We start from the raw sequence: 26,956 nt of genomic DNA on the forward strand, positions 1-26,956 counted from the left end.
GAAGGACAACTATGACTCCCCCACCCCAGGGACTCCAGAACGCCAAACCCGTTCACACCGACCACCCCTCGGACACCGCGCTGCACGCCGAAGACCAGGGCTACCATAAGGGTCTCAAACCCCGGCAGATCCAGATGATCGCCATCGGCGGCGCCATCGGCACCGGCCTGTTCATGGGCGCCGGCGGCCGCTTGGCCAATGCCGGGCCGGCGCTGGTCCTGACCTACGCCGTCTGCGGCTTCTTCGCCTTCCTGATCCTCCGGGCCCTCGGCGAACTGATTATGCACCGGCCGTCGTCGGGCTCCTTTGTCTCCTATGCCCGCGAGTTCTTCGGCGAGAAAGCGGCCTTCGCCACCGGCTGGCTGTACTGGCTCAACTGGGTCATGACGGCCATTGTGGACGTCACGGCCGTGGCGTTGTACATGAACTTCTTCGCCAAATACTGGGCGCCCATCGGCGACGTGCCGCAGTGGGTCTTCGCCCTCGGCGCCCTGGTGCTGGTGCTGGGCCTGAACCTGGTCTCCGTCAAGGTCTTCGGCGAGCTGGAATTCTGGTTCGCGCTGATCAAGGTCGTCTCCCTGGTCGCGTTCCTGCTGGTGGGCATCTACTTCGTCATCTTCGGTACTCCGCTGGAAGGCCAAGAAGTCGGCTTCAGCCTGATCTCGGGCAACGGCGGGATCTTCCCCAACGGCCTGATGCCGGCCATTGTGGTTATCCAGGGCGTGGTCTTCGCCTATGCCTCAATCGAACTCATCGGCACCGCCGCCGGCGAGACCAAGAACCCGGACAAGGTCATCCCGCGGGCCATCAACACCGTGATCCTGCGCATCGCGGTCTTCTATGTCGGTTCGCTCGTGCTGCTCTCCCTGCTGCTGCCGTACACCGCCTACAAAGCCGGCGAAAGCCCGTTCGTGACGTTCTTCGGCACCATCGGGGTGGCCGGGGTCGACGCCATCATGAACCTGGTAGTCCTCACCGCCGCACTCTCCTCGCTGAACGCCGGCCTTTACTCCACCGGCCGCATCATGCGCTCCATGTCCGTGTCCGGATCCGCCCCCAAATTCGCCGGCCGGATGAACAAGTCCGGCGTACCCTACGGCGGCATCGCCCTGACCGCCGTCGTGGCCCTGCTGGGCGTGGCGCTGAACGCGATCGTGCCGGCGAAGGCCTTCGAGATTGTTCTCAACGCCGCCGCGATCGGCATCATCAGCGCGTGGGGCATGATCATCCTGTGCCAGCTGAAGCTGGGCCACTGGGCGAAGAAGGGCCTACTCTCCCGGCCGGCATTCCGGCTCCCCGGCGCGCCGTTCACCGGCTACCTGACACTGGCCTTCCTCGCCGCAGTGCTGGTGCTGATGGCCTTCGACTCCCCGGTAGGAACCTGGACGGTGGCCTCACTGGTCATCATCATCCCGGCGCTCATCCTGGGCTGGTACCGCTGCCGCGACAACATCTACGCGATCGCGGCTCGTCGCGAGGAGGAAGAGGCGCGGTCCCAGGCTGTGTCAGCCTCTTCCGACATCTGACGCCGGCCCCACCGCGGATCCAAGGTCCGGCAGCGGCGCCCAACCGGGCCCGCTGCCGGACCTTTGCCTTACCCGTCCTGATCGGGGGCGCCAAGGGACACGGCTGCATTTCCATATGTGCGCGCCGCCAGCTCAGGGGCGTTCCCGTCCCGCCGGGACAGGAGTGAGGGAAATGTACTCGACGCCCGGCAGCCCTTGCTGCAGTTTGGCTACCAGCCGGCTTTCGAGTTGGGAGTAGCCGTCGATTGTCATCGCTGCATCCAGTTGGACGGCTGCGCTGACGTTGAGCCGGTGCCCGCTCCAGCGCAGGCGCAAGTCGGGCAGCTCCTGCACGGCCTCGTCCGCCAACAGGATCCTCTCGGCGCGGTCCACGAGATCAGGATCGATGCCGTCGAGCAGCCGGCGGCCGATGTCGCGGGCCGTGCCCCAGAGCAGGATGACAATCGCGATCGTGATGATCAGCCCAACGATCGGATCCGCCAGCGGGAAACCGAGCCAGACTCCGATCACGCCCAGGACCACGGCCAGCGACGTGAAGCCGTCCGTTCTGGCGTGGATTCCGTCCGCCACAAGGGCAGCGGACCCAATGTTGCGGCCCACTTTGATGCGGTACATCGCCACCAGTTCATTGCCTGCGAAACCAACCAGTCCGGCGGCAAGGACCCAGCCTAGGTTCTGCAGCGGCTGCGGATTAAGGAGCCGGTCGACGGACTGCCACCCTGCGCCGAGGGCGGACAGCGCAATCATGGCCACGATGAACAGTCCCGCCAGATCCTCAGCCCGGCCGTAGCCGAAGGTATAGCGGCGGGTGGCCTTCCGGCGCCCCAGGATGAAAGCGATCCACAAAGGAATGGCGGTCAGCGCGTCTGAGAAATTATGGATGGTGTCGGCCAGCAGTGCCACGGAACCGCTGATGACGACGACGACCAGTTGCAGCAGGGCCGTGATGCCCAGTCCCACCAGGCTGATCTTGACCGCCCGGATGCCACGGATGCTGGACTCCAGTGCATCGTCGATGGAATCGGCGGCGTCATGGCTGTGCGGCACGAAGAGATCATGGAAAAAGCCACGGATGCCGGTTGGGTGGTGATGGCCCGGGTTTTCATGGCCATGCTGATGGCTGGCGACATCGCCAGGTGTCACGCGTGTCATGAGGCCTCCGCAGGCCTGATCCGATGATGGCGGGGCGTGTCGCCCAATGCATGCTCGGCCTGGAAGATTGCATCCGCGACGAGTTGCCGGGCGTGTTCGTTCTCGAGGCGGTAGAACACACGGGTCCCGTCCTGGCGGGTGGCGACGATGCGGGCCATCCGCAGTTTTGCCAAGTGCTGGGAGACGGCGGCCGGTGACTTGCTGACCGTTTCCGCCAGTTCGTTGACCGACAGTTCCTTATCCCGGAGGGCGAGGATGATCCGGACCCGTGTGGCATCGGCCAGCATGGAAAACACTTCGACGGCCAGCTCGACATACTGGCTGTCCACATCAAGCCCGCATATCTGCTTATCTTCATTCATGCGCAGATAATTGCATAGAACTTGGCTGCCCGCAATGCCCCTTCACGCCGGCAGTCGTTCCTCAGGGGGCATAATCGAAGGGTGCGGCCGCAGACCGGCCGGTGTGTCGCTGGAATCTGCGGGAGGGCCTTTGCGCGAGAAACTGTGGACCAGGAATTTCACGCTGGCCATCGGTACCAACCTGTTCCTCTACATGGTTTTCTACCTGCTGATGACCTCGATGGCGCTGTACGCACTGGAACGGTTCCAGGCGGCGGACAGTGCCGCCGGCTTCGCCTCCAGCGCATTCATCGTCGGGGCCCTCGTGTCACGGTTCTTCGCCGGCATGCTGATGGATAGGGTTGGCCGGCGCCGGATCCTGGTACTGGCCCTGCTCGTATTCGTCGCCGTGTCCGTCCTGTACATCCCCGCAGGATCGCTCCAACTGCTGATCGTGCTGCGTCTCGTCCACGGTGCCACCTTCGGACTGGCCCACACTGCCGTAACCACCGGCGCGCAGGCCCTGATCCCACAGGCCCGGCGCAGTGAGGGCACCGGCTATTTCGCTTCTTCGACGACCATCGCCACCGCCCTGGGTCCGTTCCTGGCCGTGCTGCTCGCCGACGGAGCGGATTTCGAGGCCGTGTTCTGGTTCAGCGCCGGCTGCTCGGCGGCAGCCTTCGCCGTCGCCCTTGCCCTGCGTCTGCCCGAGAACGACGACGATGGCGCCATTGATGCAGAACCGGAACCGGAGGGGCGGGCAGTCCGCATGCTGGCCGCCGTCATCGAACCACGGGCTCTGCCGCTGGCCAGCATCGTGCTGGTGGCGGGGCTGGCATACTCGGGCGTGCTGTCCTTCCTGACCTCGTATGCCGCATCAAGCGGTGAGCCCTCGTCTGCCGCCCTGTATTTTCTGGTTTTCGCCGCCGCGGTACTGGTTTCGCGGCTGTGCGTGGGGCGGCTGCATGACCGCAGGGGCGACAACGTTGTCATGTATCCGGCACTGCTGATCTTCGCGATCGGGCTCGCCATGCTGGCCGCCGGTTCCTCGCCGGCCACGGTGACCGCGGCCGGGATCCTGACGGGGCTCGGCTTCGGCACCTTGGTCCCCTGCAGCCAGGCGATCGTGGTCAACGCTGTGCCGGCGCGGCGGCTGGGCACGGCCATCGCCACCTACTACCTGATGTTCGACGTCGGCACAGGTTTCGGCCCGGTACTGCTGGGCCTCCTGGTACCGTTCGCCGGCTATCAGGGCATGTATGTGGCCACGGGTGTCATCATGGTCGCCTGCATCGGGCTGTACTTCGCAGTGCACGGCCGCAGGGCTCTGAGTGAAACGACGCGCGTGTAGCAGCCTCTCCGTTCGCTGATTGCATGAGTCGTTCTCCCTGACAGTGGCGCGGCGTAAAGTCTGAAGACATGAGCGAACATGCTGGCCATAACCATGGCGATACGGAAGTACCGGACGATTTTTGGGAATCCTTCTACGCCGAACGGGACCAGATCTGGAGCGGCAACCCGAACGCGATGCTGGTCCGCGAGGCCTCGGACCTGCAGCCAGGCAAGGCCTTGGAGCTGGGCTGCGGAGAAGGCGCGGATGCCATTTGGCTGGCCGCCCGGGGCTGGCAGGTTACCGGCGTCGACGTCTCCGCACTGGCACTCGAGCGGGCGGCGAAACATGCCGAGGACGCCGGAGTGGCGGAGCAGATCCTGTGGCTGAAGCGGGATCTGTCCAGTTGGGAGCCGGAGGCCCAGTACGACCTGGTTTCGGCGCAGTTCCTGCATTCACCGATCGAATTGCCGCGTAACAGCATTCTCGCTGCGGCGGCCCGTGCGGTGGCGCCCGGCGGCGCCTTGCTGGTGGTCGGCCACGAATCCTTCCCGTCCTGGTCCAAGCACCCCGAACCCCACGAACCGCTGCCCACTGCCGCGGAGCTTGCAGTGGAACTCGGGCTCAAGGCCCCGGACTGGTCGCTGGAAACGGTTGACTCGGTGGTCCGCGACATCACCGGGCCGGAGGGACAGATCGGCACGCTGACCGACAGCGTCCTGCTGGCCCGCCGCACCGGATAAAACACCTGATTAACGACGGCGGCACCCGGCCAGGTTCTTAGCCTTGGCCGGGTGCCGCTCATCAGTTACTGAGGCTTAGCTCCACGGGATGGCGCCGAGCAGGATGCCCACGGCGAGCATCACCAGCGAGACTACTGCGGCACGCCAGAGAACCTTCTTGTGGTGGTCGCCCAGCTCAACGCTGGCCAGTGAAACCAGCAGCAGGATCGCCGGAACCAGCGGGCTCTGCATGTGCACCGGCTGCCCGGTGATGGACGCGCGGGCCATCTCGGCCGGGGAGATGCCGAAGTGGCTGGCAGTTTCGCTCAGCACCGGCAGCACGCCGAAGTAGAACGCGTCATTGCTCATGAAGAAGGTCATCGGGATGCTGAGCAGTCCGGTGATCACGGCCATGAACGGGCCCATCGAGTCGGGGATGATGTCGACCAGCCAGGCAGCCATCGCGTCCACCATGCCGGTACCGTTCAGCACGCCGGTCAGCACACCGGCGGCCATGACCATGGACACCACGGCCAGCACACTCTGGGCATGGGCCACCAGCTGCGTCGCCTGGTCCTTGACCTTGGGGAAGTTCACCAGCAGGGCGATCGCGGCGCCAACCATGAAGACGAAGGCCAGCGGCACGATGTCCAGCACAAGCACCACCATGACAGCGGTGGTCAGGGCCAGGTTGAACCAGAACAGCTTGGGGCGCAGGGTGGCTCGGTTGGGATCCAGTGCGGAATCAACCAGTGCCAAGTCGGCGTCGATGGCCGGCTCCGGCGCGTCGAGCACGGCAACGGAACCGCCGCCGCCCTGACCGCTCGAAGAACCAACGACGGCAGTGCCTCCGTTGTTTGCGCTGCCTTTGGCGCTGCCTTTGGCGTTGCCGCCGGCGTTCCAGAACTCCGGCTTGACGTTGGCCAGGCGCTTGCGCTCGTGCAGGCCGAGGGTCCAGGCGAAGACCATGACTACCAGAATGCCGGCGATCAGGGACGGGATCATGGGGACAAAAACGTCGGTGGGCGAGACGTCCAAGGCGGCGGCGGCACGTGCGGTGGGGCCGCCCCAGGGGACGATGTTCATGGTGCCGTTGGCCAGGCCGGCCACACAGGTGAGCACTACCGGGCTCAGGCCAAGGCGCAGGTAGATCGGCAGCATCGCAGCGGTGGTGAGGATGAAGGTGGTGGAACCGTCGCCGTCCAGCGACACGACGGCGGCCAGCACGGCCGTGCCCAGGACTACCTTGGCCGGGTCGTTGCCCAGCGTGCGCAGAATGAAGCGCACCAGCGGGTCGAACAGGCCGACGTCGATCATCAATCCGAAGAAGATGATGGCGAACATCAGCAGGGCGGCCGTGGAAGTCAGGGACTTCATCGACTCCAGGACCATTTCGCCGATGCCGAGGCCGGCGCCGGCGAAGAGACCAAAGATGGTGGGGACCAGGATAAGCGCCAACACCGGCGTCAGCTTCTTGGTCATGATCAGTGCCATAAAGACCGCGATCATCGCGAATCCGAGGAATACCAGCACAACAACTCCTTAAAACAGCAGGCCGGGGTAGGTGTGACCGGCCTTACAAACTGTAGGGTGGGCCGGATCACGGATGGCGCTTTAGTTCACTTGAGGTGCATACTGCTTATTGCGCACGTTTTGCTCATTTAGCTCACAGGCCTGCCGATCTGCCCGATCCGCAGGCGCTGCATCCACCGGATCCACAGGAGGAATGATGAAATCCTCCCCCACACGCACCCTGCGGCCGGGCTTTTCGGCCCGCATGCTGCTGATGCAGCTGGGCGTGGTGGCGCTGGTGGTGCTGCTCTCGGCGGTTGTCTACGGCTGGCTGACGTATGAGCGGCTCGGCGACGAAGCGGAAGACCAGGCGCTGGCTGTCGCGCGCACCGTGGCCGCATCCGGAGACGTCCGCGCGGGTGTTTCGGCGTTGGCCGACGCCGGTCCGGAAGAACTCACCGCCGAGGTGCTGGCCGACGGGGAGCTACAGCCGCTTGCCGAGGACGTACGGCTGCGGACCGGCGCGCTGTTCGTAGTGATTACCGACGACGCCGGGCTGCGGCTCTCGCACCCGGATCCGGACCTGTTGGGCCAGCGGGTCAGCACCGACCCGAGCGAAGCGCTGGGCGGGCGCGAAGTGACGGAGCAGGAGCAGGGCACACTGGGCCATTCCGCCCGGGCCAAGGTGCCGGTCTACGCGCCCGGCTCCGACAGGGTGGTCGGGGAGGTCAGCGTGGGCTTCTCCAGCAAGGACATTCTCGAAGGTCTCGGCGGCAGCATCCTGCCCATCGCCCTCACCGCAGCCGGGGCACTGGGCCTGGGTACGCTGGCTTCGCTGTTGCTGGGGCGCCGGCTGAAGCGGTTGACCCTCGGTCTGGAGCCGGAGGAGATCGCCGCCCTGACGCAGGACCAGGAAGCGGTGCTGCGCGGCGTCGACGAAGGCGTCATCGGCGTCTCCGCGGACCGCCGCATCACGGTATTCAACCGCGAGGCCAAGCGGCTGCTCGGGATGGATATCGCCGCGGAAATCGTCGGCTTGCCGCTGGACAAAGCCAGCCTCCCGCCGTCGTTCTCCGCGCTGCTGGAGGCTGCCACGCCGCAGTCCCCCACGGTGGAACAGGTGGTCGGGTCCCGGGTGCTGATCCTGACCGCCCGGGCCGTACAGCCCAGCCGCAAACCGGGCCGCCGCGGCTACCGCCCGTGGGCCGCTGCAGAAGGGGCCGCTGCGCAGGGGGCCGCCGCGCCGGAGCTCGGCTGGGTGATCATGCTGCGCGACCGGACCGAGCTGCAGTCCCTCACCCGCCAGCTCGACGCGGTCGGTGCGCTCACCACGGCCCTGCGCGCGCAGCGGCATGAATTCGCCAACCGCCTGCACACCGTCTCGGGTCTGCTGGGCATCGGCGACTATGCCGCGGCGCAGAACTACATGGGCTCGATCATGAAAACCGGGCCGCTGAACTATCCGGCCGAGCAGTCCGAGCTGCTGCGCGACCCGTACCTGCAGGCATTCATCGGCGCCAAGAGCGTGGAGGCGGCCGAACGCGGCGTCACGCTGCGGATCGGCCCGGAGACCCTGATCCGCGGCCGCATCACTGACCCGCAGGACGTGACCACGGTGATTGGCAACCTGATCGACAATGCCGTGCGGGCGGCGGTGCACGGCAGCAACCCCGAGCGCTGGGCCGAGGTCGAACTGCTGGACGAACTGACCGAGGACGGCGGCGTGCTGCACCTGGTGGTCGCGGACTCGGGCGACGGCCTGGCGGAGGCAACCGCGTCAAACAACGACGGCGGCGGCTCGGCCTTCGAGCGCATCTTCACCGAGGGATTCTCCACCACCGAAACCGGCGGAGACAGCCTGCAGGATGTGCACGGCCAGGGCTTCGGCCTGCCGCTGAGCAGGCAGCTGGCCCGCCGCCGCGGCGGCGATGTCTGGGTGGCCGAACCCGGCCAGCCCGGCGGCCCCGGCGCAGTCTTCTGCGCCAGACTGCCCGGAACAGTTGCCCCGAAGGAACCAGGAGAGATGCATGACGAATGACCTGCAGGTGCTCATTGTCGACGACGACTTCCACGTTGGCCGCCTGCACGCCAGCTACGTGGAGGCCGTCCCCGGCTTCACCGCCCTGCCGCCGGCCGGCACTGCGGAGCAGGCGCTGCGCGTGGTGCACGCCAGGGAACCGGATCTCATCCTGCTGGATGTCTACCTTCCCGATGCCCTCGGCCTGGACCTACTGCGGACCCTGGACGTTGACGTCATCATGCTGACCGCCGCTGCCGATGCCGCCTCGGTCCGCAAGGCGCTGCGCCGCGGCGCGCTCGGCTACCTGATCAAGCCCTTTACCGCCGAGCAGCTGACCCGGAAACTGCGCGCCTATGCCCGCTACCGCCGGCTGCTCGCCAACCAAAGCGCCGTGGACCAGGACACGGTGGAACGCGCCCTGCATGCCCTCCACCCCGGCGAGGCCCCGGGGTCGGGCCGGGCCCGTTCCGCCACGGAGACGTCGGTACTGGAAGCACTGGAGCCCGGAACGCAGAAATCCGCCGCGGACGTGGCCCGGCAGGTGGGCATCTCGCGGGCTACCGCCCAACGCTACCTTTCCGCGCTGGCCGACGACGGCGCCGTCGAAATCCATCTTCGCTACGGCAGCACCGGACGCCCCGAACACCGCTATGGCCCGGTGGGACCCTAACCACGGACCACCGGCTGGCGTTGCCTTGGTGCGCTGGCCCCTGCTGCTCCCCGGCACGCAGCGAGGCCCCCTGCCGGTAGTGGCAGGAGGCCTCGCTGTGGTGTTCCGGTCGGATCAGGTTCAGAGGATGTTGTTCATCATGTTCCAGCCCCAGCCGATCTTCTTCTTCGGCTCGTAGCTGCCCTTGCCGTCACCGACGTAGAGGAACAGATCTCCCCTGCGGTCCCGGGTTACCAGGTCGGCCTTGCCGTCACCGCTGAAGTCCCCCGGCCCGACGATCATGGTCATGCTGTTCCAACCCCAGCCAATCTTCTTCTTCGGCTCGTAGCTGCCCTTGCCGTCGCCGACGTAAAGGAACAGATCTCCCCTGCGGTCCCGGGTTACCAGGTCAGCCTTGCCGTCACCGCTGAAGTCCCCCGGCCCGACGATCATGGTCATGCTGTTCCAACCCCAGCCAATCTTGTGCTTCGGGGCGTACCAGCCGTTACCGTGGCCGGCGTAGAGCCACAGAACGCCTGCCTTGTCGCGGGCAACCAGGTCGTTCTTGTCGTCCCCGTTGAAGTCACCGGGTCCAACGATGCTGGTCATGATGTTCCAGCCCCACCCGATCTGCTTCCGCGGTGCGAACCAGCCGGTTCCTTTGCCGGCGTAATGCCAGAGCTTTCCGGCCTTGTCACGGGCAACCAGGTCGGCTTTGCCGTCACCGTCGGTATCGCCGGTGCTGATCAGGCTGGTCATGCTGTTCCAACCCCTTCCGACCTGCTTCCGCGGTTCGTAGCCGCCGTTGTTCTTGCCCACGTAGAGCCAGAGCTTGCCGGAGCGGTCCGTGGTGATCAGATCGGCCTTGCCGTCAGAGGTGAAATCATTGCTCGACTGCGTCTGAGCGGGCTCCTCCTCAACCGGCGTCTCCGAGTCGGCCGGCGGCTCCTCCGTATCAACCGGCGGCTCCTCCGTATCGACCGGCGGTTCCTCGCCCGGCGTCTCTTCACCCGGCGTCTCCACGTTCGCCGCAGTGGTCCAGGTGCCGATCGCGCTGGTGTTGCCGGCTTCATCGATCGCTACGGCCCGCAGCGTCTGTCCTGCGGAGAGCTGCACCGGTGCCGCGTAGAGGGTGCTGGCCTTGCTCGGCTCAGTTCCATCGAGCGTGTAGAAGATGGCCGCATTCCCATCCGCGGTCAAGGTAATCGCGGTGCCCGCAGCCATCTCGCCCTCCGGGGTACCGGTGAGCGCCGGTGCGGTCTTGTCCAGCGTGAAGGTCTCCGTGACCACCTCGGACGGAATGCCGAAGTTGAACGCGATGAACTTCAGTGTGGTGACCCCCTCATTAGTGATGGCGATCGGCTCCTCGTACAAGGTGCTGTCCTCGGTCGGCTCCGTACCGTCAGTGGTGAAGAAGATCTGCGCGGTGTCCGGAGTCGCCGTCAGCGTTACCAACTGGTCGGCGGCGAAGAGTCCTCCGGCGGTCGCGGCGGTTGCCGTCGGCGCCTCCGGCGGAGTTGCGTTCGTCATCTTGCCCTGCACCACGAACTCATCGGTCTCGCCCAGTACCTCCGGGGTCAATATCTCACCGCCGTCGGCCTCGGTCACCTGCTCGACCTTGAAGAAGTTCGTATCGTAGGGGCTGCCGACGACGGCGTGCGGCGTGTTGCCGTCGCCGAGGTAGCCTGCCGGAGCGCCCTCGTCCCACCGCAGGAACGGCCCGATCTTGGCCTCCAGCAGATGGGAGAAGTCGCCCGTGCCGTTCAGCGCGCCGAGGTCCTCGGTGTAGTTGATGTTGCCATCGACGTCCGCCGTCAGCTCCAGCACGCCGTAGGGATGTGTGAACTTGTAGGTTGCACCCGGCTCGAAGACGCCATCACCGCGGACCCGTATCCGGCCGAAGGCCACCTGGTCCCCGTCACGTACCATGTCGGCGCCGAAGGCAGCTTCCGAGGCCAGGGTCAGCTGGACCTCTTCGCCATCGACATCGAGCACTGACTCGGAAGCGAACCAGAACGCCTCTCCGGGGAAGTTATCCGGGAAAGAGGTTGGTGCCAGCGGGTTCGGCCGTTCTTCGACGACGGGGCACAGCGGGTCCTCCAGGCACAGGTCCAGCTGGACCGGTTCCTGGCCTTCCCAGCCGTTGTCCCGCAGCCACTCCGGGAAGCCATGCTCTTCGCTCGTCGGACCAACTTCCTGCAGGTTGTGGATCTTGAACGGGAAGGACCGGATTTCACCGGCTGTTCCGGTAGCTGGATCTACGGCGACGGCCCGAATAGTGGTGGAAGTTCCGACCTGCATCGGTTCGGTGTACTCCCAGGTGTTGCCCTGCGGCTCCCCCGCCTCAGAGAACGACGGCATGGAGCCGTCCGTGGTGTAGTAAATCTCCGGAGCAACAGCGGGATCGTTGGTATTCCCGCTCAGTGTCACCAGTTGCGGCCCTGCCAGCGGGCCGGCAGCAGCGTCCGGAGTTGCGTCCAGCCACGGGCGTGTGGCGTCCAGGTCGTACTCTTCGGTGTAGACCTCCGTGGTGTCCCCGGTTGCCGGGTCGATGGATATGTACTTCAGCGCTGTGACCCCGGGGGTACCCAGTTCGACGGCTACTTCCGAGACGGCTGCCCCGGCTTCCGGCACGTATTCGGTACCGTTGACGGTCCCGTCCGCGTTGACGGTTGGATCCGAACCATCCGTGGTGTAAATGATCTTCCCTTCCGGGAAGGATGAGTGAATCTTCACCGTTTGAGCGGAGCTGTAGCGGCCGCCAGGTTTGTCCACGCCGGCTTCCACTGTCGCGATCTTGCCTTGGACGGCGAACAGATTCGTCTCTGCCGTCTGGACGTCACCCCCTGCCGGCCCTGAAACCCGGAAGAAGTTCGTATCGTGAGGGCTGCCCACAACCTCGTGTTCCACGTTCGGGTCGCCAATGAAGCCCTCCGGCGCTTCGGGACCAGCCGCTGGGTCCCAGCGCAGGAACGGGCCGATCCGGCCATCGGATGGCTCTTCCCAGGAACATGGTTGCTGCATGCAGCCGATGTCCTCCGTGAAGCGGATCCGGCCGCGGTCATCGGCGGTCAGGACGTCCACACCGTAGGGGTGCGTGAAGGTGTACTGCTGGCCTGGTTCGCCGTCTTCGAGCCGGATGCGCAGCCGGGCGAACCCGTTTTGCTGGCCGGCAGCCACGTCGCCGGCTCCGCCGAAGGCTGCTTCCTGGGCCATGATCAGCCGGGCCTCGGCCCCGTCAGGCATGGTCAGGGACGCTTCACCCGACCACCAGAAGGATTCTTCCGGGAAGTTCTCCGGAATGGACAGCGGCGCCGATGGATCATAGTCAACACCGATGACCGGGCAGTCCTGGGCAGTGACGCACAGTTCCAGCCGTATCGGCGCCAACCCCTTGGCCGCGTCTCCGCTGTCGCCGTACCAGTACGGATAGCCGTTGTTCGGATTGATCGGGCCCACCCCGGTCGGGCCTTTCGGCAAAGCCGCTGGCAGCATGCCTGCGAGCGCGGACTGCGAGAGCCCGGCGCCGCCTGCGGGAAGCGAAGCCGCCGAAGCCGGCGGCAGAACGGACAGGCCAGAGAGCAGGACGGCGCCTGCCGCCGCCATCCCCACCGCCCGCCGTCGTTGTTGCTTACGGCCGCTTGGCGGCCTCAGCTTGATTTCAGGATCGGATGTCATGAGTTCCCCCTCGTGCACAGTTTCCTCGTCAAAGGCGCGATGTCAGTGCGTGCCCCGCAACCAGCTTCCTGAGCGAGCGTTGGGAAAAACTTATGAACGGTTATCCTTCGGACTCACGCAGGGCCAAGGCGGCCTGGACCAGCGCGGCATGGGTCAGCGCCTGCGGGAAGTTCCCCAGCTGGGCGTGGGTTTGCGGATCCATCTCCTCGGCGAAGAGGCCCAGAGCATTCGCCAGCCCGAGCATTTCCTCGAACAGCTGCGCAGCTTCGGGACGGCGGCCCGTTTCGGCGAGCGCCTGGACCAGCCAGAAGGAGCACGGCAGGAACGCACCCTCCACCCCGGGCAGGCCGTCGCGTCCGGGCGGGTAGCGGTACAGCAGGGGCCCACCCGCGGAGAGCTTGCGGCGGATGGCGTCCACGGTGCCGCGGGTCCGCTCCGAATCCCGCTCCTCGATACCCAGAAGCGGCAGGATGAGCACGGCCGCATCGAGGTCGCTGGATCCGTAGCTGCGGGTATAGGTGTTCCCGTCCGGGTCGAAGCCCTTGAGCCTGACCTCGGCGGCGAGGGCTTCCCGCGCTGCGTGCCACCGTTGCTGCTGCCGCTGCGAGACGCGGTGGGTACGCCCGATGTTCAGCGCGCGGTCGAGGGCAAGCCAGCCCATCATCTTGGAGTGCACGTGGTGCGCGGCGTCGTCGCGGATCTCCCAGATTCCCGCATCGGGTTCCTGCCATCGACGGGCCACCAGGTCGGCGAATCCGCGCATGGCCCGCCAAGTCTCCGAGTAGAGCTTGTGCCCTGCTTCCACCAGCACCCAAGCCCCATCGAGGACCCAGCCGTAACCGTCGAGCTGATGCTGTGTGGCCGCGCCGTTACCCACGCGGACCGGCGTGCTTTCGGCGTATCCCGGCCATCCCGTCAGAGTGCGTTCCGGCGGAACATGTCTGCCGGTCAGCGTGAGCATCGCGGGCAGCCGGGGCCGTTCCAGTCGGCTCGCATGCAGCAGCCAGCGAAGGAAGCTGCGGGCCTCGCCGGCTTTCCCGACGCCAAGGAACGCCCCGACCCCGATGCTGGCGTCACGGGGCCAGGCGTAGCGGTAGTCCCAGTTGCGGATCCCGCCCGGGAACTCGGGGAGCGAGGTTGTCGGCGCAGCCACGGGAGCCCCGGAAGGCGAATAGGTCAGCAGCCGCAGCGTCAGCAGACTGCGCACCACCGCATCCCGGTAGGGTGTTCCGCCGTCGATCTCCGCTGCCCAAGCCCGCCACAGCTCCTCGTCCGCCGTCAGCAACTCCACCGCCGCATCCGGCTCCACTTGCACCAGCGGTTCCCCGTACGCCACGGCCAGCACCAGAGTGACGGGCTGGCCCGGGATTACTACGAACGACGACGGGATGCCGGTTTCGATCGTCAGTTCCGGACCGCTGCCCAGACTCAGCGCCAGCGGGCCCCACTCGCAGACCAGGCTCCGGCCGGAACGGACCCGCGGCCGGACGTGCCTTTCGCCAAGACGCGGATCAAACTCCACCACTGCTTCCACCGGCTGGCCCACGGCCGTCAGCCGCCGCACCAGCAACGTGGTGGGCAGCAGCTGTCCGCGAACTTCGGCCACCATGGCATCCGTGAGGACGAGCGTGCCCTCGCCCACCGCCCAGGTTGTTTCCAGCGTGGCAGTTTCCGGGCGGTAGCGGCGCTGCGCGGGTACCGTTGGCACGGCCGGACCCAGCCGGTAGGTCCCTGCTTCGGGCCCGCCGACCAGGCGCCCGAAGACGGGTTCGCCGTCGAAGCTGGGAACGCACATCCAGTCGATCGCGCCGGCGCCGGACACCAGCGCAGCAGTCCGGGTATCGCCGATCAGCCCGTAGTCTCCGATGTCCGGTTGCCGGGCGTTCTCTGGACCCCGCTGTTCCGCCTCCATCAGCGGACCTGGAAGAGCAGCCCGAGCATGACGCCGTAGACCAGATGCGCGGCCACTGCCACGGCGGGGGTCTGGATGCCGTAGTTCAAAGCCAGCAGGCCCGGGGGCTCGAGTGCGGCGCGGTTTGACGGTCCTGCCCGGTGCGAGGCCATCCGCGGGTGGACGCCGGGCAGCAGCGGAAGCACTATTGTCAGGGCGACTGCCACGTGCAGCAGGCCCAGCAGTCCCCCAAGCCACCAGGTCGCCTGCCCCAGCAGCGCGAACGTGGCCGCGTAGCCCAAAGCGAAGATTTGGCCGGCCGCGAGATGGATAAAGAAGCCTGCCACCCGCGCGTGGTCCGGATCCGGGGTGACCAGCGTCCCCAGCACCAAAGGCAGGTCGAGCCGGGTCAGGCCAGCCATCTGCGCGGCGATCATGACCATCGTGAGTGCACCTGTTGCGAGCAGTCCGAACACCGCCCAGCCTGCCCAGTCCATCTCGTCTCCGCCTCCCGACGCCGCCCCGCGGCGTCCTGCCGACACGCCAGTTTTCCCGCCGGCAGACACCGAAGAGGATCTGGGTGGAAGTATGCACGGCGAGGCTTGTGGAAAGACTATGGTTCCCTCGGCAGCCCCGGCAACGGCTATCGGCGGAACTTCCGTCCAGGAAGTCCCGCCGGAGAGCCCGTAGCGCGGAAGCCCCTATTGCCCGCTGTCCGGAAAATGGGCGTTAAGACCGTCCCTGCGAATATGTGAAGCGGTCTTCCGCCGATTGCGCAGTGCCTTGAAAGCGGGCAGGGCCACGGCGGCAGCAGCGGCAATGAACACCAATTGCATCAGAGTTCGCGGCAGCAGTGCGGTGGCAGGTTCCCCGCCGAACTCGATTCCCGCAACAGCCGCGTAGACGTTGGCCGGGAACATAACCACCAGCAGCAGCGTCAATCCTGCTCCAGCCCAGGGAGCCGTCCGCCGGTGCAGTAGACCAAGGGCCGCAGCGAGCTCCAGCACGCCAGTCAGCGTGACCAGAAACCCGGGGTAAGGAAGCACAGGGGGCACCATGTCGATGAGGTCCGCGCGCATTCCGTTGAAGTGGGCCGTTCCGGTCAGGACCAGCATGGCGGCCAACCCGCCGCGCAGGCTCACCAGCCAGGATCGGAGGGGCTTGACGCCGAGAGCCCCGGCCAGGCGCAGCAGCAGTGTGACGGCCAACAGGGTGATAAGCGGTGCCATGGGAAGTCCTTCCATCGGACATTCTACGTATCTTGACACTGACTAGATTACTCTGATGATCGAACTTGTCAATGACTAGATAGCAACTAATCTAAGAGGATGGAAACCTCGACCTACCACCACGGCGATCTGCGCCGTGCCATCATCGATGCCGCGCTGGAGGCGATTCGCGAGTCCAGCCCCGCCGCTGTCAGCCTCCGCGATCTGGCCCGGCGCGCCGGCGTCTCCCATGCGGCCCCGGCACACCATTTCGGTGACAAAGCCGGCCTCTTGACCGCCGTCGCCGCGCAGGGGTTCGGCCTGCTCGGCGATGTCCTGCAAAAGGCTGCGGGCCAGCCCGACGGGTATCTGGCTGTTGGCGTCGCCTACGTGGGTTTCGCCGTCGAGCACCGCGCGCACTTCGAGGTAATGTTCCGCCCTGAGCTCTACCATGCGGACGATCCGGAACTGCTCGAGGCCCAGGCCAGAACATCGCGGATGCTCTACGAGGGTGCCGCGCCGTACGCGCAGGACGGTGGCACCACGCCTCGGGACGCTGCACTGGCAGCCTGGTCGCTGGTGCACGGATTCGCTTCCCTGTGGCTCAGCGGTAACCTGCCGGCGGATCTGCCGGCCGACCCGCAGGACGCGGCGCGGAGAGTGGCGCGTGTCCTCTTCCCTCACAAAGCCGGCGATATCGCCTGAATTACGGCCCGGCGTCGTACTTTGGCACTAGTCTGGGCAGCATGGAATTCAGATACCTGGGCAACAGCGGCCTGAAAATATCCGAAATCACCTACGGCAACTGGCTTACCCACGGCTCGCAGGTGGAAAACGACACGGCAACGCAATGCGTTCGGGCGGCGTTGGACGCCGGCATCACCACCTTCGACACCGCCGACGTCTACGCCAACACCGCCGCGGAGGAAGTCCTCGGCGCCGCTTTGAAGGGCGAACGGCGGCAGTCGCTGGAGATCTTCACCAAGGTGTACTTCCCCACCGGACCCAAGGGGCACAACGACACGGGGCTGTCGCGCAAGCACATCATGGAATCGATCGACGGGTCCCTGCGCCGGCTGCAAACGGACTATGTGGACCTCTACCAGGCCCACCGGTACGACGTCGAAACCCCGCTTGAGGAGACCATGCAGGCCTTTGCCGACGTGGTCCGCGCGGGCAAGGCACTGTACATCGGTGTCAGCGAGTGGAACGCCGGGCAACTGCGCGCCGGGCACGCGCTCGCGAAGGAGCTGGGCATCCAGCTGATCTCCAACCAGCCGCAGTATTCCATGCTGTGGCGGGTCATCGAGGGCGAGGTCATTCCCGCCTCCGAGGAGCTGGGTATCTCTCAGATCGTCTGGTCGCCGATGGCCCAGGGAGTGCTGAGCGGCAAGTACCTGCCGGGCGCCGAACCACCTGCCGGGAGCCGCGCAACGGATGAAAAGGGCGGCGCCCAGATGATCGAGCGCTGGATGTCCGACGACGTGCTCGAAGGCGTCCAGCAACTGGCGCCGCTGGCGGAGGAAGCCGGGCTGACCATGGCCCAACTGGCCATTGCCTGGGTCCTGCAGAATCCCAATGTCGCCTCCGCAATCATCGGAGCGTCCCGGCCGGAGCAGGTGGTCTCCAATGTGGCCGCTGCCGGCGTGCGGCTGGACGATGCCGTGATGGGCAAGATTGAAGACGTCATCGGCGGCCTCGCCGAGCGTGACCCGGCCAAGACCCGGGCCCCGAAAGAGCGGCTGACCTGACGGCCCTAGCGCGACCGGTTCTGCCGGTGGACCTCCTCAATAATCCTGACGACGGCGAGTGACTCCGCCGGGTCCACCGGTACCGGCGCGCCGGCCGTGATGCTGGCGGCCAGCTGCCGGTAGAACTCCGGATACGCCCCGCGCTCGGCCTTGACCGGCCGCACCTCGCCGGGCACACCGGTGGCCCCCCAGGTCTCTTCCGGCTCCTCGCCGTACCCTGCCGCGGAAGGCAACATACCGCCGTCGAGCGCTGCCTCCTGCCCGTCCGTCCCCCACTTGGTGAAGGCGGCTTTGGAGCCGAGCACATGGAAGCGCGGCGCCGGCAGCCCGGAGATCAGGTTCATGGACAGCCGCGAGCGCACGCCGGACTCGTGCAGCAGGGACACAAACGCGTCCTCATCCGCTTCCGAGGCACCAGCGTCCGTGTGTCGGGCGGTCTCGCCATAGACCGTGGCGACGGGACCGAAGAGTTGCAGCGCCTGGTCGATCAAGTGCGAGCCGAGATCCGAGAGGATGCCCCCGCCCTCGGCGGTCCCGGCAGTCGCCTTCCAAGCCCGCAGGCCCGCCGGCTTCCACCGCTCAAAACGCGACTCAAAGATATGCACCTGGCCGAGCCCGCCGTCGGCAAGCAGTTTTTTGAGGGTAAGGAAATCCGAGTCCCAACGCCGGTTCTGGAAGACCGAGAGTACGACGCCGGCCTGCCGTGCCTTCTCAATCAGCGTCTCGCCTTCGGCGGATGTGGGAACGAACGGCTTGTCCACCACTACATTCAGCCCGAGTTCCAGTGCAGTGCCTGCGAGCGCGAAGTGGCTGGCGGGCGGGGTTCCGATGACCACCAGGTCCAGGTCGGCGGCGCGGCCGAACAGCTCCTGCGTGCCAGCGAGGACTTCCGCATCCGGGTAGGTTGCGCGGGCGAGGACGGCGCGCTCGGGGTTGCCGGTGACAATGAAGTCCAGCGAGTATTCGCCGCTGGCTTCGAGGAACGGCGTATGGAAGACCCGGCCTGAGAGGCCGAAGCCGATGACTGCGGTACGGAGTGGTTCAACGTGGGTCACGAGCGCCATCTTACGGGGAAGGGAGCGCTGTTAGCGCGGCTCGCGGGCCGTTGTGTAGGAAGGCTCGCGCAGGGATCGGGTCCAACGGTAGGTGCCGGCGCCGGGCAGTGGATGCAGTAGCGGATCGAACCGCCGGTCCGTGTCCTGCTGGGTTGCATCAAGCGACAAGGACATAGTGGCGAACCGGGTCCATGGCCCGCGGAGTGCGGAATGGTAAAGCCCCAGCGTCCAGACGCGGTCCCCGAGTGCCCGCCGGAAGGCCTCCGGTTTCGCGGGGAGCCTGAACGCGGAGTCCAGAGTACGGGCCGCCAGCAGCACCGGCCCGCGGCTGCTCTGATACGGCATCAAGGTGGTGAATGCTGGCTCCGACGCGAATCTGTGCGGCGTCAGGATGAAACGGCTGGCTCCGGACATCCCCGTGGATGCGAGCAGTACATCGAAGGGTCCTGGGTCTGCCAGTACCCGCAGGGCCAGCCCGATGATGTCCGGCAGCGGTTCGGGCAGGCCGATCGATCGCGACAGCCGTGCCTGGACTTGGACGGTACCGGGAGTATCGAGCCACGATATCCCGCTTCGCCGTCCGGGCGGAAGCCTGTCGGCCGACCCGGTGAGGCTGACGCCTTCCGGATGGATCGGGCGCTCGGGGCGGAGGGCTTTGATTCCTCGGAACAGGAGCGCAAAGCCGCGTCCCGCCGTCGTAGCTATCTGTTCCAATTCCAGCTCCTTCCGTCACCGCCTCGAGTTAGCTCTGGCCGGCCGGCCCGTCGGCCCGTCGAAACGTCCCCTTGGGAGGAAATATACGCTGGCTGGCGCCCGGGGGAGGCATCCACAACGTATGTCGACCCCTTGCTAAATGCAGGCGGCTGGCTAGGCTGAAGGTCAGGGGAAGCGCAGCGAGGCATTCCCCGTTCCGGCCGATCGGATCTTTCTGCGGCCTAGGCCGCATGGTCCAGGAAGGTGGCTTGCTGGTGGATTCCCATGCCCCGGTAACCGCACGCGACATCATGACAACGCCGGTCATTAGCGTTGTCGCCGAAGCACTGATCGAAGACGTCGCCCAGCTGCTGGGCAAACACCGCATCAGCGCCGTACCGGTAGTGGACGATGAGCAGCATGTGGTCGGGCTGGTCAGCGAGTACGACCTGCTGGCGACTCCGGGCGTCACCGCGGCCCAGGTCATGACCAGCTCCGTGATCAGCGTGACCACGGACACCGCCATCTCGGACATCCGGAAGTTGCTGGTCAACCAATGGATCGTGCGCGTTCCGGTGCTGGAGAACGGGCGCCTGGTCGGGATCGTCAGCCGCGCGGACATCGTGGCGCTGCTGGCAACCGAGTGGATGTGCGGAGCCTGCGGCGAACCGGTGAGGGGTGAACACCCGCCCAAGGCCTGCCCCAAATGCGGGGCGGACAGCGAGAGGTTCGTCCTGCACGAGCAGCCCACGGGCCCCTGAACCGGTCCCGGCGCGCCGGCGCTGCGTCCTCGACGTTTGGGAAGACGCAGAACCCTGACCGGCCGGCCGCCTGATGCCAACGCAAGAGCTTTAAGGTCTAGTACCGGCCTCGAGCATCAAACGTTCAGCGCCCACTGGCGTGCTCGCCCAGTTGTTGGGTGATCTTGTGCGCCTCCTCAAGCAGAAGCTTCCCGAGGAATTCCTGCCGTTCCGGGCGGAACCGCTGCTCGATGCCGGTGAGGGACAGAGCCCATGCCGGGTTGCCGTGGCGGTCGAAAACGGCGGCCCCCATCCCCCAACTGCCCTCAAGGATGAGTCCGGGATTCACCGTGTAGCCGTTGCGACGGGTCGCTTCCAAGTTCGCCCGGATCCGTTCTGCGGTATGGGCCGGTCCAAAACGCGCGGCGCGCACACCGCCGTCGTCAAGCAACCGGTCCACCTCCTCTTCCGGGAGGAAGGCCATGATGGCTAGTCCGGCGGAAGCAACTCCCAGTGGAAAGCGGACACCTTCATGCAAAACGAATGAGCGCACCGGAAAGCTGCCTTCGACCCGGAGCAGACACACCGTTTCGTCACCGCGCCTGATGGAAAGGAATGCGCTCTCGCCGGTTTCATCCGCCAACCGCTGCAGGCTCGGCCGCGCCAGGTCCTCAATGGCGTACCGGTTGGAGGCGACAGCTCCGAGGACATAGATCTCCGGGCCCAAATGCCAGGTGCCCGTCTCGGCATGATGGTCCAGCAGCCCCTCGGCCGCCAGCGAGTTCAGTAGCCGGTAGACCGTGGGCCGCGTCAGCCCCGATGCCTCAACGATAGCCGGAAGCGCCGCACCTCCTTCAGGGGAGCGTCCAACGATGCGCAACAACTGAGCCACACGCCCGACCACTTGCGCCCCTTGCACAGTTTTCTCCGCCATTTCACTCCCTTCGATCCACAATATGGACAGTCTACTGGCGCTTGTCCACAGTGTGAAATGCACGAAAACAATCCTCTTGACGCCTCGGTGACACCCCCGCTAGCCTGCAGGTAAACCACATGTCCACTACATGGACAACAAGGCGTTCAGGGCGTCAGACACTCAACGAGGAGGAAGCATGTCCAAACTGGCAGCAGGACCCACGGCGGCACTGGAAGGTGTGCTGCATGACGGAATGACCATCGCTGTGGGCGGTTTCGGACTCAGCGGCATCCCGGCCGACCTGATCGATGCCGTCCGCGACTCCGGCGTCAAGGACCTCACAGTCGTTTCCAACAACATGGGCATCGACGGCAAGGGGCTGGGTGTGCTGATCGAGTCCGGCCAGGTCCGTAAAGTCCTCGCCTCCTATGTGGGTGAAAACAAGCTCTTCGCCGAGCAGTTCCTCGCCGGGACCCTGGATGTGGAGTTCAATCCACAAGGCACGCTGGCCGAACGGCTGCGCGCCGGCGGGGCCGGCATCCCCGCGTTCTACACCAAGACCGGCGTCGGCACCCAGATCGCCGAGGGCAAGCCGCACGCAGAATTCGACGGCGAACTGTACGTCCAGGAACGCGGCATCGTCGCCGACCTGGCCTTAGTCCACGCGCACACCGCAGACACTGACGGCAACCTGATCTACCGTTACACGGCCCGCAACTTCAATCCGGTGGTAGCCACCGCCGGCCGCGTCACCATCGCCGAGGCCGAAGTCATCGTCGAACCCGGCCAGCTGGACCCCAACCACATCATCACCCCGGGTGTCTACGTCCAGCACCTCGTCCAGGCCAGCGGACGCGCCAAGGACATCGAAAAGCTCACTGTCCGCCCGCGGCCCGCCGCCGTCGGCGCCTGAGCAGACCACCGGACACGAACTTAAGGAGAAAACCATGGCTTGGACACGAGACGAGATGGCCGCTATCGCTGCCACCGAACTTAACGACGGCGACTACGTCAACCTCGGCATCGGCATCCCCACCCTGGTGGCGAACAACCTGCCCGAGGGCGTGCGGGTGGTGCTGCAAAGCGAGAACGGCCTGCTCGGCATGGGTCCGTTCCCCTACGAGGGTGAGGAAGACGCGGACCTGATCAACGCCGGCAAGCAAACCGTTACCGTGCTGCCCGGCGGGTCAATCTTCGATTCGGCCACGTCCTTCGGCATGATCCGCGGCGGGCATGTGAAGGTCGCCATCCTCGGCGCCATGGAGGTCTCCGGAGCCGGCGACCTGGCCAACTGGACCATTCCGGGCAAGATGGTCAAGGGTATGGGCGGTGCCATGGACCTGGTGGCCGGCACACCTCGCGTGGTCGTACTGACCGACCACGTATCCAAGGACGGCACACCCAAGATCGTCAGGGAATGCTCGCTGCCGCTCACCGGCGTCCGCGTAGTCAACCGCATCATCACTGATCTGGCCGTCTTCGACATCACTAACGACGGCGGCGACACCGCAAACAACGACGGCGGCAACCTGTCACTGGTACTGACGCAACTGGCGCCCGGAGTCACCCTCGAAGAGGTCCGGGACAAGACCGAGGCCCCCTTCACGGTCGCTCCTGGGCTCGAGGCGGAGCTAGCCGCAGCCTTGGAAGGAGCACAGCGATGAGCCTGCAGGAACAGTTCGGCAAGGACATTCTGCTCACCGGCTGGGGACACTCCCGGTTCGGCAAACTGACCGACGAGACGCTGGAATCCCTGATCGTCCAGGTCTCCAGCGAAGCCATCGCCAACGCCGGACTGGAACCGGGACAGATCGACGAGATCTATCTGGGCCAGTTCAACTCCGGCATGCTGCCCCTGGGCTTCGCCTCGTCGCTGGCCCTGCAGGTCTCCGACGACCTGGCCAACGTCCCGGCAACGCGGGTGGAGAATGCCTGCGCTTCCGGTTCGGCAGCCGTGCAGCAGGGCGCCAAGTCGCTGCTGGCCGGCACCGCGAGGAACGTGCTGGTCATCGGGGCCGAAAAAATGACGCAGGCAGGTCCGGACGTAGTCGGAGCGGCGCTGCTCGGTGCCGACTACGACATGGCCGGCAAGTCCTCCACCACCGGCTTCGCCGGACTCTTCGCCGAGACCGCCAAGCACTACGAGAAACGCTACGGCTCGGCGGGGGATGTGCTCGGCTCGATCGCCGCCAAGAACCACCGCAACGGCGTGCTGAACCCCTACGCCCAGCTGCGCAAGGACCTCGGCGAAGAGTTCTGCCGGAGAGTCTCGGACAAGAACCCGATGGTCGCCGAACCGCTGCGCCGCACGGACTGCTCCCCCGTATCCGACGGCGCCGCCGCCCTCGTGCTAACAACAGGCACCGCGCCGTCGTCGTCGGCAACTGCACCGGTACGGCTCACAGGATTCGGCCAAGCCAATGACTTCATGCCCGTGGAAAAGCGCGATCCCACCGCGTTCGCGGGCAGCGTCGCCGCTTGGCAGCGCGCCCTGGCGATGGCAGGTACCGAGCAGGACGGGCTGGACTTCGCCGAAGTACACGACTGCTTCACCATCGCAGAACTGATCATGTACGAAGTCATGGGCCTCACTCCTGCCGGCGAAGGCCGCCGCGCCATCGAAGAAGGCTGGGTCTACCGGGACGGCAAACTGCCCGTAAACCTCTCCGGCGGACTCAAGGCCAAGGGCCACCCCGTCGGCGCCACGGGTGTCTCCCAGCACGTAGTCACTGCCATGCAGCTCAGCGGCACCGCCGGCGAAATGCAGTTGCCCGGTGCGCGCCGTGCAGCCGTACACAACATGGGCGGCCTCGCCATCGCCAACTACGTCAGCGTGCTCGAAGCGGTATAGGACCCGGGTCGTTTGCAAAAGTAAGAGCCGCCATCCCCCCTTGCCCAGGCGGGATGGCGGCTCTTCGCCCTTCAGCTACTTGTCTTTACTTGGAGACCTTGCCCATCCGGGCGGCGACGGGTGTGGTGCAAAGCGGTTTCGTTAGGAACCAGGCTGCCGCGATGGCCACCAGGGAGAGTACGAAGATGATCAGCCCCCACCAGTCCACGATGTCCCGCGAGGTGTACATATGGTTCAGGTTGCGCAGGGCCCCGGTAAAGAAGACCAGGAACACGTGCACGAGGGTGAAGGCTACGAAGTAGATCATCACCGGGAAATGGATCGCCCGGGCCCACTCCACCGGGTACGCCTGGTTGAGCCCGGCAGCCTTCTCCGGCCACCAGGTCGAGATCCGGATACCGGAGATGATCGCCAGCGGCGCGGCAATGAACACGGTGATGAAGTACGTCATGACCTGCAGCGCGTTGTAATGCACCCACCCGTTCTCTGTCGGCCAGTCCAGGGAAACGTATTGGATGCCGGCCGAGAGCATATTCGGGAAAATGTCCCAGCTGGTGGGCACGATGCGCATCCACTGCCCGGTGGCCAACAGCAGGACGATGAACACCAGCCCGTTGAGCACCCAAAGCACGTCCAGGCTCTGGTGCAGCCACTGGGACAGGGAAACCTTCTTCGGGATGTTGCCCTTCGGAGAGAAGAACGAGTCCTGCTTCGCCGTCCAGTAACCCGGAGGCTTGCGCTCGGTACGGACCTGCAGACCCGTCCGGATAATGAGCACGATGAAGAACATGTTCAAGAAGTGCTGCCAGCCCAGCCATGCCGGCAACCCCACCGGCGCGCCATCCGGCTGGGACGCATGGCCGTCGTAGGCCGCGATGAACTCCTGCACCGGCCCCATGCTCCGCAGCCAGCGGGCAGCGAGCACCGCGACCAGAGCTAGCACCAGTACGACGGCGGTCACGACCACCGGCTTAAGCCATGCCGGGCGTTCGCCCGCATTGGTGGCTCCACCGGACGGGGCGGGCCGGTTCGAGCTTGTAGGCGGAGCCGATCCGGAACCGCTCTTGGCCGCCCCTCCTGCGGTCGGTGTGGAGGGCGGGGTCGGTGTCGGTGTCCCCATTCGCGCGCGGGTTGGCGCGGCAGAATCACGTTGGGCAGGAGCGGGGCTTGCGGCTGCGGTGGCTTCCTGCCCGTGGATAGCGCCCATACGCTGGCGGGTGCCGCCAGCGGTGCCGGGTTTGGTGTCAGCGGATCCGGCCGGTGCCGGGGCTGCTCCCATCCGGGTCTTGCCCGATGGTGTTGCTGCAGGTTCCTGCCCGGAAGTCGACGGCGTCATCCCCATGCGCTGCTTCCGCACAGGAGTAGCAGGCGGCGCATCGGCGGGTGCCGCACCCGGAGGTGCTGCAGTGGTGGAAGCGGCGGGCTGAGCCCCCATGCGCTGCTTGCGCACCGGGGCCACTGGCTGGGGTGTCTTCGGCGGCTCCGGCGCCTCGGCAGCCGGTCCGGCGTCGTCCGTACCCTGTTCCACATGCGGCGAGGGCCGATAGCCGCCCATTCGCTGTCTCTTCGCCGGGGCGGCCGCTGCTGCCTGAGTCCCCTGGAACGGCGCGGCAGTCGCATTCTGTGCAGGGGACGGGGCCGAGGCCTGACTCGCGGCCTGTTTCGGCGGCTGCAAGACTGGCGCCTCCGGTGCCGCCGGACTCTCAGTCGAGGCCGGCAGCGTGCCAGCGACGTCGACGTCGACGTCGTCAGCGGCTGCAGGCTGCTGATCCTGCCGAGTTGCCTGTGTCAGCGGCCGGTATCCGGCCATACGCTGACGTCGCGGGGCTGGGTCAGCCGCGCTGTTCTCATTGGTCATCGTGCCTCTCGCCTCCGGGACGGTCATTCAGCTACAGCAGGTCCGGCCGCGCCCTCAGCCACGGCGGGCGTTGATCTCGTCGATCAGCTGCGGTACCACGGTGAAGACATCGCCGACCACACCGAAGTCGGCGATCTCGAAAATCGGCGCGTCCCCGTCCTTGTTGATGGCCACAATCGTCTTAGCCGTCTGCATGCCGGAGCGGTGCTGGATGGCACCAGAGATCCCCAGTGCCACATAGAGGTCCGGGGTCACTGAGACGCCGGTCTGCCCCACCTGGAACGACTGGGGCACGTAGCCCGAGTCCACGGCTGCCCGGGACGCACCGACCGCGGCGCCGAGACTGTCTGCGAGCTGCTCGACCAGGGCGAAGTTCTCCTTCGAGCCAAGTCCGCGCCCGCCGGAGACCACAGCCTGGGCACCCCGCAGCGCTGGCCGGTCAGTCTGGGCCGGCGCGTCCAGAATCTGGTCGATCCGCGCTCCCGGGGCAACCGCGGTAGACACTGGAGCGGTTTTGACCTGCGGATCGGACACTGCCTCGGCCCGTGCATCGATCGATCCCGGCCGCACCGTGACGATCATGAGTCCGCCTTCGATCGTGGACTCCGTGGTGAAGTCGCCGCCGAACACCGAGTGCTGAACGATGACCTCCTGCCCTTCTTCGTCGTAGCGCACTCCGACCGCGTCGGCGGCCACGGAGCCGCCGGCGACGATCGCCAGCCTCCCGGCGACAGTCTTGGAGTCATTGGTATTCGACACCAACACCGTCTGGGCAGAGTACTCCTTTATGGCGTCGGCGAGGGCCCCGACCTCCGCGGTGCCCAGCTCGGTGTTCGCCGTGTCGGATTCGGCCAGGTAGACATGGGCTGCGCCCAGCGAGCCCAGCTGCGCGGCCAGCTCCGCGCCCTGCCCGGGCGGGGTCACCGCCACGGCCACCGGCGTGCCGATGGTTGCGGCTGCGCCGAGCAGGCTGGCCGCTGTCGGCTTCGACGCACCGGCGCCGGTGGTTTCGATCAGTACCAGGATGTTTCCCATAATGCTTGCCCTTCCGGTCATTCAAGTC

The 26,956-nt window shown here is 66.1% G+C and carries 23 protein-coding genes; 11 read left to right on the plus strand and 12 right to left on the minus strand.

Translation table 11 applies throughout. The annotated features are described in order from the left end of the window. Positions 1 to 11: 11 nt before the first annotated feature. Entirely contained in the window at positions 12 to 1,526 is a 1,515-nt protein-coding gene (locus J5251_RS01810; RefSeq protein ID WP_139006665.1) for an amino acid permease, read from the plus strand. A 132-nt stretch (positions 1,527 to 1,658) separates the two neighbouring features. On the opposite strand, the gene J5251_RS01815 is transcribed toward J5251_RS01810, so the two are convergent. Both J5251_RS01815 and J5251_RS01820 read right to left on the minus strand, forming a co-directional pair. Then, positions 1,659 to 2,678, minus strand: a complete 1,020-nt coding sequence (locus tag J5251_RS01815; protein ID WP_139006666.1) for a cation diffusion facilitator family transporter — start codon at positions 2,676 to 2,678, stop codon at positions 1,659 to 1,661. Further along, on the minus strand, positions 2,675 to 3,040 hold the full coding sequence (locus tag J5251_RS01820) for an ArsR/SmtB family transcription factor (RefSeq protein WP_139006667.1): 366 nt from the start codon (positions 3,038 to 3,040) through the stop codon (positions 2,675 to 2,677). Before J5251_RS01820 ends, J5251_RS01815 begins: the two co-directional genes overlap by 4 nt. A 130-nt stretch (positions 3,041 to 3,170) precedes the next feature. Between J5251_RS01820 and J5251_RS01825 the strand changes: the two genes are divergently transcribed. Both J5251_RS01825 and J5251_RS01830 read left to right on the plus strand, forming a co-directional pair. Beyond that, complete coding sequence (locus tag J5251_RS01825; RefSeq protein WP_240793216.1) at positions 3,171 to 4,370, plus strand: MFS transporter; 1,200 nt, start codon at positions 3,171 to 3,173, stop codon at positions 4,368 to 4,370. Positions 4,371 to 4,438: 68 nt separating this feature from the next. Further along, positions 4,439 to 5,092: an SAM-dependent methyltransferase gene (locus J5251_RS01830; RefSeq protein ID WP_139006669.1), complete on the plus strand. Its 654-nt coding sequence runs from the start codon at positions 4,439 to 4,441 to the stop codon at positions 5,090 to 5,092. A gap of 75 nt (positions 5,093 to 5,167) precedes the next feature. On the opposite strand, the gene J5251_RS01835 is transcribed toward J5251_RS01830, so the two are convergent. Continuing rightward, positions 5,168 to 6,604, minus strand: a complete 1,437-nt coding sequence (locus J5251_RS01835) for a CitMHS family transporter (protein WP_139006670.1) — start codon at positions 6,602 to 6,604, stop codon at positions 5,168 to 5,170. 193 nt (positions 6,605 to 6,797) lie between these two features. Here J5251_RS01835 and J5251_RS01840 point away from each other — a divergent pair, with 193 nt between their 5' ends. Next, positions 6,798 to 8,621: a sensor histidine kinase gene (locus tag J5251_RS01840; protein WP_139006671.1), complete on the plus strand. Its 1,824-nt coding sequence runs from the start codon at positions 6,798 to 6,800 to the stop codon at positions 8,619 to 8,621. Continuing rightward, entirely contained in the window at positions 8,611 to 9,273 is a 663-nt protein-coding gene (locus tag J5251_RS01845) for a response regulator (RefSeq protein WP_139006672.1), read from the plus strand. Before J5251_RS01840 ends, J5251_RS01845 begins: the two co-directional genes overlap by 11 nt. Before the next feature lie 120 nt (positions 9,274 to 9,393). On the opposite strand, the gene J5251_RS01850 is transcribed toward J5251_RS01845, so the two are convergent. The 4 genes from J5251_RS01850 to J5251_RS01865 form a co-directional block, all read right to left on the minus strand. After that, positions 9,394 to 12,930 (minus strand): chitobiase/beta-hexosaminidase C-terminal domain-containing protein, encoded by a 3,537-nt coding sequence (locus J5251_RS01850; protein ID WP_139006673.1) that lies wholly within the window; start codon positions 12,928 to 12,930, stop codon positions 9,394 to 9,396. Positions 12,931 to 13,030: 100 nt separating this feature from the next. Then, a complete protein-coding gene (locus J5251_RS01855; RefSeq protein ID WP_139006674.1) occupies positions 13,031 to 14,842 on the minus strand; it encodes a glycoside hydrolase family 15 protein in 1,812 nt (603 codons plus the stop codon). Beyond that, positions 14,842 to 15,363, minus strand: a complete 522-nt coding sequence (locus tag J5251_RS01860) for a hypothetical protein (RefSeq protein ID WP_240793217.1) — start codon at positions 15,361 to 15,363, stop codon at positions 14,842 to 14,844. The genes J5251_RS01855 and J5251_RS01860 overlap by 1 nt, the downstream gene beginning before the upstream one ends. A 159-nt stretch (positions 15,364 to 15,522) precedes the next feature. Beyond that, positions 15,523 to 16,050 (minus strand): DoxX family protein, encoded by a 528-nt coding sequence (locus J5251_RS01865; protein WP_205676853.1) that lies wholly within the window; start codon positions 16,048 to 16,050, stop codon positions 15,523 to 15,525. A 99-nt stretch (positions 16,051 to 16,149) separates the two neighbouring features. On the opposite strand from J5251_RS01865, the gene J5251_RS01870 reads away from it, so the two are divergent. Together J5251_RS01870 and J5251_RS01875 are read left to right on the plus strand one after the other, a co-directional pair. Further along, positions 16,150 to 16,734 carry a TetR/AcrR family transcriptional regulator gene (locus tag J5251_RS01870; RefSeq protein WP_139006675.1) on the plus strand — a complete coding sequence of 195 codons (585 nt, stop codon included), beginning with the start codon at positions 16,150 to 16,152 and terminating at the stop codon, positions 16,732 to 16,734. Positions 16,735 to 16,775: 41 nt separating this feature from the next. Then, positions 16,776 to 17,780: an aldo/keto reductase family protein gene (locus J5251_RS01875; protein WP_139006676.1), complete on the plus strand. Its 1,005-nt coding sequence runs from the start codon at positions 16,776 to 16,778 to the stop codon at positions 17,778 to 17,780. Positions 17,781 to 17,785: 5 nt separating this feature from the next. On the opposite strand, the gene J5251_RS01880 is transcribed toward J5251_RS01875, so the two are convergent. Further along, positions 17,786 to 18,835, minus strand: a complete 1,050-nt coding sequence (locus tag J5251_RS01880) for a Gfo/Idh/MocA family protein (RefSeq protein ID WP_240793218.1) — start codon at positions 18,833 to 18,835, stop codon at positions 17,786 to 17,788. Positions 18,836 to 18,865: 30 nt separating this feature from the next. Beyond that, positions 18,866 to 19,549, minus strand: a complete 684-nt coding sequence (locus tag J5251_RS01885) for a hypothetical protein (protein WP_240793219.1) — start codon at positions 19,547 to 19,549, stop codon at positions 18,866 to 18,868. Positions 19,550 to 19,779: 230 nt separating this feature from the next. On the opposite strand from J5251_RS01885, the gene J5251_RS01890 reads away from it, so the two are divergent. Further along, positions 19,780 to 20,289, plus strand: coding sequence for a CBS domain-containing protein (locus J5251_RS01890; protein ID WP_139006679.1), 510 nt, complete (start codon positions 19,780 to 19,782; stop codon positions 20,287 to 20,289). A 124-nt stretch (positions 20,290 to 20,413) separates the two neighbouring features. Here J5251_RS01890 and J5251_RS01895 read toward each other — a convergent pair whose 3' ends face one another. Beyond that, positions 20,414 to 21,202 carry an IclR family transcriptional regulator gene (locus J5251_RS01895; RefSeq protein WP_139006680.1) on the minus strand — a complete coding sequence of 263 codons (789 nt, stop codon included), beginning with the start codon at positions 21,200 to 21,202 and terminating at the stop codon, positions 20,414 to 20,416. Positions 21,203 to 21,380: 178 nt separating this feature from the next. Between J5251_RS01895 and J5251_RS01900 the strand changes: the two genes are divergently transcribed. From J5251_RS01900 to J5251_RS01910, 3 genes are read left to right on the plus strand one after another with little or no spacing between them, the layout of a single operon-like run. Further along, positions 21,381 to 22,097 (plus strand): CoA transferase subunit A, encoded by a 717-nt coding sequence (locus J5251_RS01900; protein WP_139006681.1) that lies wholly within the window; start codon positions 21,381 to 21,383, stop codon positions 22,095 to 22,097. A 34-nt stretch (positions 22,098 to 22,131) separates the two neighbouring features. Then, positions 22,132 to 22,848, plus strand: a complete 717-nt coding sequence (locus J5251_RS01905) for a CoA transferase subunit B (protein WP_139006682.1) — start codon at positions 22,132 to 22,134, stop codon at positions 22,846 to 22,848. Continuing rightward, the gene (locus tag J5251_RS01910; RefSeq protein WP_139006683.1) at positions 22,845 to 24,035 is read left to right on the plus strand and encodes an acetyl-CoA acetyltransferase; all 1,191 of its coding nucleotides are present in this window, start codon (positions 22,845 to 22,847) and stop codon (positions 24,033 to 24,035) included. The genes J5251_RS01905 and J5251_RS01910 overlap by 4 nt, the downstream gene beginning before the upstream one ends. Before the next feature lie 85 nt (positions 24,036 to 24,120). Here J5251_RS01910 and J5251_RS20240 read toward each other — a convergent pair whose 3' ends face one another. Beyond that, positions 24,121 to 25,893, minus strand: a complete 1,773-nt coding sequence (locus tag J5251_RS20240; RefSeq protein ID WP_244250761.1) for a cytochrome b/b6 domain-containing protein — start codon at positions 25,891 to 25,893, stop codon at positions 24,121 to 24,123. Positions 25,894 to 25,947: 54 nt separating this feature from the next. Then, positions 25,948 to 26,928 (minus strand): electron transfer flavoprotein subunit alpha/FixB family protein, encoded by a 981-nt coding sequence (locus J5251_RS01920; protein ID WP_139006684.1) that lies wholly within the window; start codon positions 26,926 to 26,928, stop codon positions 25,948 to 25,950. Between the last annotated feature and the right edge of the window lie 28 nt (positions 26,929 to 26,956).

This window comes from Arthrobacter crystallopoietes, assembly GCF_017603825.1.
In the GTDB taxonomy this organism is placed as follows: domain Bacteria; phylum Actinomycetota; class Actinomycetes; order Actinomycetales; family Micrococcaceae; genus Crystallibacter; species Crystallibacter crystallopoietes_B.